General features: G+C 29.9%; 4 protein-coding genes. All 4 read right to left on the reverse strand.

The window, feature by feature from the left end:
* Position 1: 1 nt before the first annotated feature.
* Genes D1815_RS12455 through D1815_RS12470 form a run of 4 tightly spaced genes read right to left on the reverse strand, consistent with a single transcriptional unit; the run spans position 2 to position 15,019 of the window.
* On the reverse strand, positions 2-4,729 hold the full coding sequence (locus D1815_RS12455) for a non-ribosomal peptide synthetase (RefSeq protein ID WP_027392679.1): 4,728 nt from the start codon (positions 4,727-4,729) through the stop codon (positions 2-4).
* A complete protein-coding gene (locus D1815_RS12460) occupies positions 4,726-9,804 on the reverse strand; it encodes a non-ribosomal peptide synthetase (RefSeq protein WP_118387309.1) in 5,079 nt (1,692 codons plus the stop codon). The genes D1815_RS12455 and D1815_RS12460 overlap by 4 nt, the downstream gene beginning before the upstream one ends.
* Positions 9,797-10,543 carry an aspartate/glutamate racemase family protein gene (locus D1815_RS12465; RefSeq protein ID WP_027392681.1) on the reverse strand — a complete coding sequence of 249 codons (747 nt, stop codon included), beginning with the start codon at positions 10,541-10,543 and terminating at the stop codon, positions 9,797-9,799. Before D1815_RS12465 ends, D1815_RS12460 begins: the two co-directional genes overlap by 8 nt.
* A gap of 3 nt (positions 10,544-10,546) precedes the next feature.
* A complete protein-coding gene (locus D1815_RS12470) occupies positions 10,547-15,019 on the reverse strand; it encodes a non-ribosomal peptide synthetase (protein ID WP_118387311.1) in 4,473 nt (1,490 codons plus the stop codon).
* Positions 15,020-15,104 lie beyond the last annotated feature (85 nt).

The following is a 15,104-nucleotide window of genomic DNA, read 5'->3' on the forward strand; positions in this document are numbered from 1 at the left end:
TTTAATAACTCTTTAATTTTTGAAGATTTTTTTTCCTAGAATTTCGAATTGATTCCATTTGATAATCAACATCCTTAATTTTTTTACTTGGCTTGTTTATTAATTGTTTTAGAAGAATTTTATAGTCTCGCATCATTTTTTTAATTAATGGTTTTTCATATAAATCACTATCATAATTTATATTAAAGTAAATATGTTCCCCTCTTTCCATAAAATTCATGATCATATCTAATTTTGATTTCGCTTCTCCTTGATCTATAATTTCACCCTCATTGTATTCTATTGCTACATCCTTGTTGTCTTCAATAATATTATGAAAAGATAACATCACATCAAATAATGGATTTCTAAGCGGATCTCTCACCAATTTCATGTCATTTATTAATCTATCAAAAGGATATGACTGATGATCGTAATTTTTGAGCATTAACTTTTTGACTCTTTTAAAAGTATCTATAAAACTTTCGTCTGGATCTATTTGATTTCTTACCACTAAAGTATTTATATAACATCCAATTTGATTTTTTAAATCGAGATGATCTCTACCCGCAACAGGTGTTCCAATTATAAAATCCTGACCTTGTGTATATTTATGAAACAAAATATTCCAAACGGTTAGGACCCCCATAAATAAACTTCCAGAATTTTCATTACAAAAGTCTTTTAACTGTGCGGTGCTTTCTGAAGAAATATAAGTTGCAAGTTTATATCCAAGATATTTTTTGGATTTAGGACGAGCGTTTTGGCCTGGTAAATCTAGTATAGGTAATTGACCGGATAATATCTCTAACCAATAATTTTTATCGTTCTTAAATTTTTCATTATTCGTTTGGTCTATTTGCCAAAAAGCATAATCCTTATATTGGATTCTTAGTTTTGCTAAATCCACCTCAACTCCATTTTTATTAGCTTCATAGTATTTAAGTACATCATTAGCTAATATATTCATCGACCATCCATCACTAATAATATGATGCATATTAAAATGAAAAATAAAACTCTCATCAGCCATTCTAATTAAACTAGCCCTTAAAAGAGGTCCTTTTTCTAAATCATATGGTCTGTAAGATTCTTCTGAAATATAATTATTAACACTTTGTTGTTTATCTTCTCGACTTCTAACATCCATATACTTAATTTTAAAACCAAGTGTTTCTTTTGTTAAAATCCATTGTCTTATTTCTCCAGATTCATCTTCTTGAAATATTGTTCTCAATATTTCGTGTCTATCTATAGTATCATTTAACGCCTTTTCTAAACTTTCTACATTGTAATCTCCTCGTAATTCTGTTTGAAAAGAAATGTTATATGCTGATGAACCTTCTGGAAATTGACTTAATATCCATAGGCGTTTTTGAGCATCAGATAAAGGGTATGATTTTAAAGTTTCTACTATTCCTATATCTTTATAACTATCATTCTCATTAGATGTTTCTAATAATATAGTATGAGAATGAACTGTAGAACTATTATACAAATCTTTTAAACCAAGTTTTATCCCAAAGGATTTATGATATTCATTAATTAATCTAGTTGCCTTTAAACTATGCCCCCCTAACTCAAAGAAGTCATCATTCATTCCGATATTCTCATTATTCAATACATCTTTCCATATCTTGATTAACTCTTTTTCTCTTTCATTTGATGGAGGTACATATTCAACTCCACCTAAAAATTCTACTTCATCTGGATTGGGAAGTAATTTTTTAGCTACTTTACCATTAGTAGTCAACGGAAGTTTTTCTAATTGAATAAAATGAGCAGGAATCATATAGGTAGGAAGCCTTTTTGACAAATACTCCCTTAAGCTAGAAATATCTAATATTTCTTCTGAAACTAAATAAGCCACCAGCTCTTTACTTCCTGAATTTGTTTCTTTTGCCAAAACGATTGATTCTTTGACATCTTCTTTGGTTAATAATTGATATGCTATCTCTCCTAATTCTATTCTATAACCTCTAATCTTGACCTGATCATCTTTTCTTCCAATAAACTCTACAGTTCCATCAGGTAACCATCGTCCTAGATCTCCTGTTTTGTATATTATATCTCCTTTAATAAATGGATTCGATATAAATTTTTCTTCTGTTAATTGTGGTGAATTCAAGTATCCTCTTGCCAAACCATCACCTCCTAAACAAATCTCTCCTTTAACTCCAACAGGAATTAAAGAATTATTAGTATCCAGTATATAAACTTTACTATTACTAATTGGTTGTCCGATAGGAATATTTTCTGACACTTTCCCTATATTATATGTTATAGAAAAAGTTGTATTTTCTGTGGGACCATAACCATTGATTATTTCAAGATTTTTATAAGTTTCTCGTAACTTATGTATATGTATAGAAGATAATTTATCACCACCAGATATTATAGTTTTTAAATTTCTAAATATGTCAAGGTTAGACTCTACTAGTTGATTTAACCAACCTGCTGTGAACCACATTACATTTACATCTCTTTTCTCTATCTCATATGCCAAAAGTTCATTATCTAGTAGGGTATCGTTCGAACATAATATTAATCGAGATCCATTTAATAGTGTACCCCAATATTCGAAAGTAGTAGCATCGAATGAAAATGAACCTGTTGCTAACAATGTATCTTTACTAGAGAAACGATAATAATTAGATGATTTCACCAATCTAATTACATTTTTTTGTTCTATCATTACTCCTTTTGGGTTTCCTGTTGATCCCGATGTATACATTACATACGCTAAATTTTTTGATGTAACTTTTACTTTTGGGCAACTTGTATCAGAGTGACGTGCTTCTTTCTTAAAGGATTTTACTGTATTTTCATCTATTGTAAACTTACAGTTGCTATCCTTTTCTATATGATCTATTCTTTGTTGGGGATATTTTGGATCTATTGGAACATATGCTCCTCCTGTCTTTAAAATTGCTAATAGTGAAATTATCAACCACTCACTTCGATCTAATTTAACGCCTATTAAATCTTCAATTTCTATAGAATGATTTTTTAATAGATAATTTGCAAATTGATTCGATAACTCATCTAATTGTTTATATGTGAACTCTTTTTCTTCAAAAATGAGGGCAATTTTATTAGGTTGTTTTTCTACTTCAACTTTATATAAATCAATTATAGTACTATAGTCCGGGTATGATTTTTTTGTGTCATTAAATTCCTCTAAGAGTTTATATCTGTCTTGCTCTAAAAGGTAATCAATATCACCTATTTTCTGTTCTGGACCTTCTAAAATACTACCTATTAGATTTTTGTAATGTTGTATTAAGTTTTTTATCATCGAATACTCATATATATCAGTATTGTAATTAACATAAAACGACAGATAGTCTCCAACTTCCTTAAAGTTAATCTCGATATCAAATTTTGATATTCCGGGTCCAAGATCTTTATATGAATCTATAATCTGATTTTCATTATCAATTATATCCATTACCTTACCGGTATTCTGTAATATTAACATCACATCAAATAAGGGATTTCTGCTTGGATCAATAGTGAGATCTAGTTTATCAACTAATTTGTCAAAGGGATACGTCTGATGACTAAAAGATTGCAGGGTAGATTCTTTTATTTTTTCATAGAACTCTATAAAGTTATCGTTCGCATCAATATTGTTTCTCAATGCTAAAGTGTTTACATAAAACCCTATTTGATTTTCAAGATCCGCATGCTCTCTTCCTGCAACAGGAGTACCTATTACAATGTCTTGTAACGATGTGTATTTATAAAGTAGCAAATTCCAAGTAGCGAGTAAATTAATAAATAAGGTGCCTCCATTTTTTTGCGAAAAATCCTTTAGTTTACTAGTAACTTCTGATGATAAACTGGTTTCTAATCTATGTCCCTTGTATGTTTTGAATTTAGGGCGTTTTTTCTGACTTGGCAACTCTAACGAAGGTAACTCTCCTGACAATTTATTCAGCCAATATGATTCATCATCTTTATAGTTTTGATTCTCTGATTCTCCTAATTGCCAAGCTGCATAATCTTTATATTGAATTTTTAATTCTGATAATTCAGGTACTATTCCTTTCTCAAAAGCCTGATAATACTCTAAAGCATCTTTAATTAATATTTCTCTAGACCAACCGTCACTTATAATGTGATGCATATTATAGTAAAAGATATATTCTTTATCAGCAGTATGCAGAATTGCTGCTCTTAACAGAGGACCTGTTTCTAAATCAAAAGACGTGTATGAATCTTTATCAACATAATTTTTAACTAAAACTTCTTTGTTAGATTCTTTTCTGAAATCCTGATAATCTACATCAAAATCAAGTTTTTCATATGGCAATACCCATTGTCTTATTTCTCCAGGTTGATTTTCTTTGAAAACGGTTCGTAAGATTTCATGTCTTTTTATAACTGTCGAAATAGCTTTCTTGAAATTTTCAATATTATAATCCTTAGTCAATTTTACGCAAGAAGGCATATTATAGGCTATAGAACTATCTTCTATCTGGCTCAATGTCCATAATCGTTTTTGAGCATCAGACATTACATAATCTTCACTTGCCTCAATATTAGGAATCTTTTTGTATTCCTTATTTTGAGATTGAAAACTCCCATATTCTTGTAAATAAGATAAAATTTCTTCTTTTCTATCTTTAATTTCTTCCAACAGTTTTAGGTCTATTTCTTCATTATCTGAAAAGAGTTTTAATCGTCCGTCAACTACATCTAGTAAAATGTTTTCTTCCGAAATTTTTTCCAAAAACTTGATCATAATTCTATCTCTTTTAACTGCTTATTAGTATTTTGAATTGCTTTTTGCTTTGTAGTGATTTTTATTTGAGAAGCTAAATATTCTATAGTTGGATAATTGAATAAACTAATGACATTGATATTTACCTTAAATTCTTTATTAATTTTATATAATATTTTAATGGCTTTGATGCTATTTCCTCCTAGGTCAAAAAAGTTATCTTTTATACTTATTCTCTCCGTAGCTAATACTTCTTGCCAAAACAGATGTACTCTTTCTTCTATTTTATTGGTGGGTTTTATATATTCTTCTTGATGTAAAATTTCTATATGTTTGGGGTCTGGCAAAGATTCTTTATCTACTTTCCCATTTTTAGTCTGAGGTATACTATCTAATTGTACAAAATGACTAGGCATCATATATTCTGGTAGTTTATCTAACAGATAATTTCGTAAATATTTAGTGCTTAGTTTCTTCTGTGAGACCACATATGCAGTTACTTCCTTTTGTCCGAATACGTCTGTCGTAATTTTAGTAACTGCCTCAACTACATCTTCCTTAGATTGTAATTGAGATTCGATTTCATTAAGTTCTACTCTATATCCTCTAATCTTTACTTGGTCATCTTTTCTTCCTAAAAATTCAATAGTTCCGTTAGATAACCATCGACCTAAATCTCCTGTTTTATATATGTATTCTTCTTTCTGAAACGGGTTTTGAATAAACTTTTCTTTGGTTAACTCTGTCCTGTTCAAATATCCTTTCGCTAAGCCTTCACCACCAATACAAATCTCTCCTATAACGCCTACAGGTTGTAATTGAAGATTCTTTCCTAATATGAATATTTTATTATTAAAAATAGGGTGCCCAATTACCGGATTCTTCATAAAGCGTTGAAGATTATCTTTTGTTATTTCAAAAGTACATACGCCGATTGTCCCTTCTGATGGTCCATAATGATTTATCAATTTTATATTAGTCTCGGATATAATTTTCTGAACATCAGTTAGATTTTGACTCTCCCCCCCAGTCAGAATCAACCTCAAATCTTTACTATTAATAAGATTTGAAGTATCAACCTGATTTAATAAAACGTTTAAATAAGTAGGTGTGATTTTTAAGAATGTAATCTTATTTTCTTCAATATATCTAGAAACTTCAACAGGATTTTTAATAACTAATTTATCCAAAAAATGAATAGCGCCTCCATTTAAAATACATCCAAAAACACTTGTATAGATTAAATCAAAAGCCATACTTGATGTAACAATACTACTATCGTTAGAAGTTATTTGATTCGCATTCTTGAACCAATTGATGTAATTAACAATAGACTTATGTTGGATCTTAACACCTTTTGGCTTACCTGTAGTGCCAGAGGTATAAATCAAATATGCCAAATTAGACGATGAATAATTTATTTGTGGAGCATTATGATTATATACATTCGATTGATTAATTGATTTTACTACCTCATCCACCTGTAAGAAGGTCTTACAAGAACTATCCTCTATAATAAATTGAATTCTATCTTTAGGTAATTCAGGATCTAATAATAAATACGTCCCACCACATTTTAACACTCCTAACATTATAGCTAATGTAAAGTCTCCCCTATCTAATTCTATTGCAACAACATCTTCTGGTTTAATCTTTTTCTCAAGAGATAAATAAGAAGCTATTTTGTTCGACAACTCGTTAAGTTCTGTATATGAAAGCTTTTCTTTTCCATAAACACAAGCTGTTTTATTTGGAGCTATTTTTACCTGTTCTTCAAAAACATCTATAATAGTCTTTTCATTTGGATATGCTACTTTGGTCGAATTAAAATTATTTAATATTTCATTAATTTCTTCTTGTTTCAGGTAACCTAATTCTTCTATTGTTAGCTCAGGATCGCTTAGAATACTATTTAATAGTTCTTTGTAATGATTTATTAAGTTTTCTATGGATTTCTTATCATACAAATCTGTATTATAATTTATAGTAAAACTTAATGCATTTCCAATTTCCTGAAAATGAATATTAATATCCAGTTTTGACGCTACGGCTCCCTCATCAGTAATATCATTACGAGAGTATTCCTTATCTAAGGGTATTTCATAATTATCTTCTACATTATGCAATACCAACATGGAATCAAAAATTGGGCTACGACTGGTATCTCTTTTTATATTAAGATCTTCAATAAGTCTATCAAAAGGATATAGTTGATGATCATATGCGGCAAGTGTATTTTCTTTTACTTTTTTAAAAAATGCAGTAAAACTTTCTTGAGCATCCATCTTATTACGCAATGCCAAGGAATTAACATAGAAACCAATCTGATTCTCTAAATCTTTATGATCTCTCCCAGCAATAGGTACGCCAACTATAGTTTCTTTTTGTGAAGTATACTTGTAGCAGAGTACATTCCAGACAGCTAATAGCCCAATAAACAAGCTACCTTCCTGCTGAAGACAATATTCTTTTAACTCTGTGGTAATATTAGTAGATAAAAAAGTTGATAATCTTCGACCATTATGCGTTTTAATCCTAGGTCTTAATTTTTGTCCAGGCAAGTTTAGTTGTGGTAAATCTCCCGATAAATTCTCTATCCAATATTCTTTATGCTTTTTTAATTGATCTGTATTTAGTTGTAATTGTTGCCAGTTTGCATAATCTTTATACTGAATTTTTAATTCATCTAGATTTGGTTGAATATCTTTTTCATAAGCCTTATAACAGTGCATTACATCTTTAATCAATTGTCCAATAGACCAACCATCACTGATGATATGATGCATATTAAAATAAAATATATAAAGCTCATTAGAAACCCTAAGTAAACTTGCTCTTAGTAAAGGTCCTTCAGACAAATCAAATGCCTGATAAGAATCTTTACTAATATATTTTTTTGCAGTTAACAAGGCATCTTCTTCTTCCCTTAGATCTTTATAATCTATTTGAAAATCTAACTCTTTCGAATCTAATATCCATTGTTTTACTTCTCCCGAGGTATCTTCCTTAAATATTGTTCTAAGTATCTCATGCCTTTCTATAGTAGCACTTACAGCCTTCTTAAAATGATCAACATTATAGTTTCCTTTTAACGATAACGAATATGGCATGTTATAAGCTTTAGAAGTATCTTCAAATTGGCTTAATATCCATAATCTCCTTTGAGAGTCTGATATCGGGTAGCTTTCTGATTCAGTTACTTTTTTTATTTCTTTGTACGTAGCTTTGGTTGATGAGATTATCAATTCTGCCTGAGATTCTAACACGCAATGTGTAAAGAGATCCTGTATACTTAAGGACACATCAAAAACCTTATTAATCCTTGATTTCAAACGTATTAACTTTATACTATTACCTCCTAAAAACAAAAAATTATCTTTCTTACCAATCTTTTTTATAGCAAGAACCTCTTCCCAGATTCTAATTAGCTCTTTTTCTTTTTCGTTAGTCGCGCTCTGATAATTCTCATTTATCGTTATATTTTTTAAGTTTTCTTTTAATGCTATTGAATCTATTTTCCCATTAGCGTTAATAGGAAAAGATTCTAGATGAATAAAGATTGATGGTATTTCGTAAAGAGATAAATATTTTAAACAATGTGTTCTAATTTCTTCCTTGCAATCAATATCTAATTTAGCCGTATAAAAACAAGCAAGGCGTGAATCTGAATTAGTTTCTTCATCAAGCATGCATTTTACCATATTAATTTGCGGCAAATTCAAAATCGTACTTTCTATCGAATTAAGATCACTGCGTACACCGTTTAATTTTACAATACCATCTTTTCTTCCCTGTACAATTATATTACGATCTGAATCATATTTTCCGTAATCACCAGTTTTATAAATAATATCTGTGTCATTATTTAATGGGTTTTGAATAAATTTCTCCTTTGTTTGCTCTTCGTCTCCTAAATAACCTTTTGATAAAAAAGGTGTTTTTATATAAATTTCTCCAACTTCATTAATTCGGCATAACTCGTTATCAGAATTTAAAATCAGTAAAACAGTGTTTGATATTGGTTTTCCCACACATAACACATCCGAAGAAGCACCTTTAAGATCTTTCTCTACCCTGTAAAATGATTTAACCAACGTTGCTTCTGTAGTTCCATACAAGTTAATGATCGTTGTATTGTTTCCATACACTTCTCTCCAATTTATAATATCTCTATTATATAATTTTTCTCCTGCTAACAATAAATTTCTAAGTTTAGGATACTTATTACATCGTACGCCTCTTTCAATACAACTTGATGAAGATAATAGCCTAAACATTGTAGGTACCGTATGTAATAAAGTAATCTCTTTTGACTTTATCCAATCGGATAATTTTGTTGGTTCTTGCTTTATGTCTTTAGGAACTAAACAAAGTATAGCTCCATTTATCAATGGCAAGAAAATATCTCTTAGAGAGGCATCAAAAGCTAATGATATTAACTGACTAACTTTTTCTTTATCAGTAACACCTAACTCCTTAGATTCCCAATGAATAAAATGGCTTAAGCTTTTATGGTTTCCTAAAACAGCTTTGGGTTTCCCACTTGAACCTGAAGTAAAATATATATAACTTGAGTCATCACCTGATACTGTTACATTTACATTCGTTTCTAAAAGATCTGCTTCGAAAAATTCTTCTATATATGCATCATTATAATATCGATAAACAACATAATTTAATTCGCCATTAGAATTTATATCTAGTACGATAACTTCTGGAATTGTATAGTCATATAACGTATTATAGTGTTCGATAACAGATAACTCTGAGGGAGAAACTATAGCTGTTTTTGGTTTAATTTTATTGTATAATACTGACCAATGGTTTATTTTGTAATTTTTATCTAATGGAATATAAATACCTCCAGATTTAAAAATACCTAACAAGGAAAAAATTTGTATTAGATCATTATTAAAAAGAGTTGCTACAACATCTTCCTTTTGAACCAGACGCAAATTCAATAGATTTGCAACTCTATTTGCATAGGAGTTTAAACCGTCATAGCTAATTGTTTTATTATCGTATTCTATTGCAGTAGCATTACCTTTTTCTGAAACAACTTTCTCAAAAACGTTATGTATTACTTTTTTATCCATGGTAAACCATTTTTTTACGTAGTACTCTACTTTTTAAATTCAATTTATTTATTACTGTATCCACTAAAACATCTACTGCATCCAGGTAAGGAATCGTTTCCTCTGTTTTACTATAACCAATCTGAACCTCCGTACAACCACCTATTATTAAATCAATATTTTTATGTTTTAATCTATTAACAGCTTCTTGAAAAAGAGCATAAGCTTCTTGAGATATTTGTGCAGATTTCAATCCTCCTTGCATATAGACTGATTTCATAAATTTTTCTTCCTGATCAATATCGTCCAAAGTGATCAGCTCAAAAGGCAAATTCTCAAACCTATTATGAAATAGTCTTGATTTTATAGTCCCCGTGGTTGCCAACAAGCCAACTCTTTGAACACCTATATAATCATTCATTATAGTATCAGCTACCAAATCGATTGGATTTAAAATATTCTGTCTCAATTCATTTTCTAATTGATTTAAAAAAAAATATGAAGTGATACAGGTGGAGACGATATAATCAACATTACACTTTCTCATTATATCCAAAGACCTTAAAAGTTGATTATTAGGCGACTCTTGACCATAAACAATTGCTAAAGTTCTATCTGGCACTTGGCTATTGTTATGAACTATAAATTCTGGAAAATCTTGATCTTTTAACGCTTGTATATTTTGGGTAAGTTTATTGATAAAAAGCAATCCTGCTTTAGTACCCATACCAGATATTATCCCTAATTTTTTATGACTCATGACCTAAAAATTTTCGTCAATAGACATAATCAATTCTTCAGTAAAGCTTTCTTGTTCGTCATTTTCAACGTCGTCTAAAATACCTTTACAATAATCTTCTATGTGATTTGAAGAATCCTGCACTATCTGTTCAAAAAGAGAAACAAAATCAATTGATAATTTATTGATTGTTGAATCATCAAATAGATCTTTATTATATATTAGGTCATAACGTATCTCTGAATCAGAAACTGTAAAATAAAAAGTAATATCAAACTTGCTACGAACGTTTAATTCTTCACTTGATTTTAACTCTTTCTTTTCCGTTGTAAATTGTTTTTGCTCTATTACTTCTTCATTAAGAACCAGTAGTACGTCAAACAAAGGACTTCTAGATAAATCCTTAGCTTGTCCTACATCTTCTATTAAAGTATCAAATGGATACTCTTGATGTTCAAACCCTTCTAACACTATATTTTTCACATTTTCGAGTAAATCAGTATAAGTGCCCTTATGATTTAGATCTTGTCTTAATGCGATTGTATTTAAATAGAAACCTATTTGATCCTTCAATTCAGGATTTTCTCTTCCGGCTAATGGGCTACCAACTATGATATCCTTTTGATATGAATATCGATATAATAACATATAAACTACACTCAATACATTCATATATAACGTAGTACCTGTATTTTGAGCTAATTCTAATAAACCAGCAGAAGTTTCAATGGATAATTGGTGGCTTATTACTCCTCCATTATTTGTTTTAACAAGAGGACGTTTCTTAGCAATGTTCAAATTTAATTTTGGAATCTCTCCACTAAATTGCTTTAACCAATATTTTCTATGATTCTGAAAACTATCTCCTTTAACCTGATTTTGTTGCCAAATAGCATAATCTTTATATTGAATATTTAGTTTTGGTAACTCAAGCTTTTTACCGTTTCTATAATATTCATAATATGCAAGGACATCCTTTGCTAGGACTTCTATTGACCAACCATCACTAATAATATGATGCATGTTATAATAAAAGACATATTGATCATTCGAGAGTTTTAGTACACTTACTCGGATAAGAGGTCCATTCACTAAATCAAATGGTTTATATGAATCTTCTCTTGTATACATTTTTACACATTCATCTTTATTTATTTCTTGGCTAAAATCAACAATATCTATTTGAAAATCTAACTCTTCTTTAGACAAAATATATTGTCTAAAATCCCCTAAATCATCCTCTTTAAAGACAGTTCTGAGAATTTCATGTCTACTTATTACTGCCTTTATAGCTTTTTTAAAGTTTTCAATATCATGATCATCGTTCAAAACCATATAAGATGGCATATTATAAGCTACAGAGTTCTCCTCCACTTGGCTCAAAATCAACAATCTTCTTTGCGCATCGGACAAAGGATAACTATCTGCTATTGCTGCTTTTTTGATACTAGAAAAAGTTTTTTTATCACACGATTCTATAAGTCTAGCTTGCTCCCTAAGAGTTGGATTTGAAAATAATTGCTTTAGTTCTAGTTTTACCTGAAAGGTTTTATGAATGTTTCCTATAAGTCGTGTAGCTTTTAAACTGTGTCCTCCAAGTTCAAAAAAGTTGTGGTGGACTCCAAAATTATCAGTGTTCAGTAATTCTACCCAAATATCAAACAATGTACTTTCTATTTGATTTGAAGGTGCAATATTTTCTATGAGATTTTCTGACAAATTCTCTAATGGAGATGGTAAGCCTGATTTATCAATTTTACCATTAGAATTCATAGGAATTTGTTCCATAATTACGATAAAAGTTGGCACCATATATTCAGGTACTTTACTCGCAATATGTGATTTTATATCGCTTACCAATAGATTACTGGAAACTGAAACATATGCCACTATACTTTTATCACCATCGGGCATTTCAATTAACTTTATAACACTTTGAGTAATCTCCGTTAGTGTATCGAGCTGTTTTTTTATTTCATCTAATTCTATACGATATCCTCTAATTTTTACCTGATCATCTATCCTTCCTAAATACTCCATTTCGCCATTATCAAGAAAACGGACTAAATCACCAGTACGATACATTTTTCCATTTTTTTCAAATGGATTTCTTATAAATTTTTCTGCATCTAATTCTTCTCTATTTAAGTATCCACGTGCTACTCCTTCTCCTGCAACGTATAACTCTCCTGGTCTACCGTATGGAAGTAAATACTGTTCTTTATCTAAAATATAACATTGTGCAAACGATAAAGGTTTTCCAATAGTACTGACTGGCAACATCAATGATTCTTGTGTTAATTCCTTAAAGGTAACATGCACAGTAGTTTCAGTAATCCCATACATGTTTATTAAGTTAACTTCGGGATGCTTTTCACTCCATTCTTTTAATTTTAAAGGATTCAATGATTCTCCTCCAAATATGACATATCGTAAAGAAGGAATCTCTAGTTTATGCTCCATAAAATTATAAAATGCGGATGGTGTCTGACTAAATATTGTAACCTTATTATCATTCATTAATCTAACAAGAGATTCTGGGTCTCTTGCTTCTTGATCATTAATTACAACAAGATTACCTCCACTTAGAAGACATCCAAAGATCTCCCAAACAGAAAAATCAAAACAATAGGAATGGAAAAATGTCCAAGAATCATCAGCAGAAAAATTAAATTTCTCATTACAAGATTTAAATAAACTCATTGCATTACGATGTTCTATCATAACTCCTTTAGGCTGTCCCGTCGTACCTGAAGTATATATAATATATGCTAAATCACTAGGCGTAACATCTACTTCAGGAGCATTGGTATCTGTATCTCTAATAGTCGAAGAAAATTTGTTTAAAAAATCTCCATCTATTACTAATTTACTAGAAGTATCTGAAAGAATAAATGATTTTCTTTCTTCTGGATAATCTGGGTTTATAGGAACATATGTAGCTCCACATTTAAGAACGGCAAGTAATACAACTATAAGTTCTTCTGATTTTGGTAAAACAACGGCTATAGCATCTTGTACCTTCACATCAAAGTGATCTATAAGCATATTAGCCATTTGATTAGAACGAACATGTAAATCCAAATAACTCATGCTTCCTCCTGACCAACTCAATGCTGTTTTATCTTTACACCTTTCAACCTTTTGCGAAAAACCATTTACAATTGTACTATCTTCTTTTTCAAAACCTGAGATGGTTTTATGTATAAGATTTAATTCTTCATCTTTAGATAGTAATGGAATATCTTTTAGTTTCACTTCATCTTCTTTGACTAAAGAAAACAATAGCCTTTGTATTAAATTCAAAAGTGACTCGACGGTACCTGAATTAAAATACAACTCATTGTATGTCAAAACGAAATCATAATCTTTTCTATTTTTACTTACTAATAAATTAAAATCATATTTACCCCATCCTTGATTAGTATCATTTACATCATATGAGTTAGCGTTATTATTTAGATCATTATCATCATAGACATATAAAATATCAAATAATGCCGTACGACTCATATCCTTTTTAGGGTTGATCTCACGAACCAACCTATCAAACGGCATAGTCTTGTATTCTTCTGATTCTATAAACGTCTGATCAACAGTCTTGCATAGTTCTCTAAGCTCTTTATCAGTCTGTAAGAAAGTTCGCAACACTACCAAATTTTCTATAGGACCTATTATATTTTTGGTGCTTTCGGAACGCAAATCCATCAATGTTCCTATAACAATATCTGACAATCCCGTTAATCTAACAAGAGCCATTTTATAAGCTGCCAGAAATAAGCTACGTGGACTAATATTTGATTTTCTACAAAATGAATCTATTTGATCCCGTCGTAATGTAAATTTTTTCTTGTTAGCTCTATATACATGAACTTGTTCTCGTTCTTTATCTGTAGGAAAGTATAATACCTGTAAATCTTTTAATTTTGATTTCCAGTAAAAAGTAAGTGATTCTAAATCGTCATTAGTTAACCCATTTTGCCAATTAGAAAAATCTAAATATTGCAAACTTTTATCAAGACCAATAGCTGTATCATCAATAGCTGTTAAAAATTCTTTCTTTACAAGTTTTAAACTTTTACGATCTATAATTGCGTGATGAAATATGAACAAAAAATCTGTACTATCCTCTTTACTATCAAAATAGACCTTAAATAAATATTCTGAATCAAAATCAAACGGTTTTTGACGTAGTTCTTCCTCTCTATTTTTTATTTCTTGCTCTTCAATACAGATCGTTCCACTATGGAAATCTTCAATTTCAGAAACTTTTTGAAAAATATGATCTCCCTCTTTTAAAAACCCTGTTCTTAGTATAGTATGGTTTTTAGTCAATTGAAGAATTGCCGCCTCTATTGACTTCTTTTCAATTTTTTTACTCACCTTGAAAAACAAAGGAATATTATGATAAATTGGTCCTCCTACGTATAGGTCATTTTTCTCAAAGTGGTCAATAAACCACAACCTTTGTTGATGATATGAACTTAGATTTTTCATTCTTTTTAGATTAAATGCTATTTTTGTGAACTTGATATGTAAAAAATTTATAAAACAACATCCTCATATTTATTTTTGACTTTTT

This window comes from Aquimarina sp. AD1 (assembly GCF_003443695.1).
GTDB lineage: Bacteria > Bacteroidota > Bacteroidia > Flavobacteriales > Flavobacteriaceae > Aquimarina > Aquimarina latercula.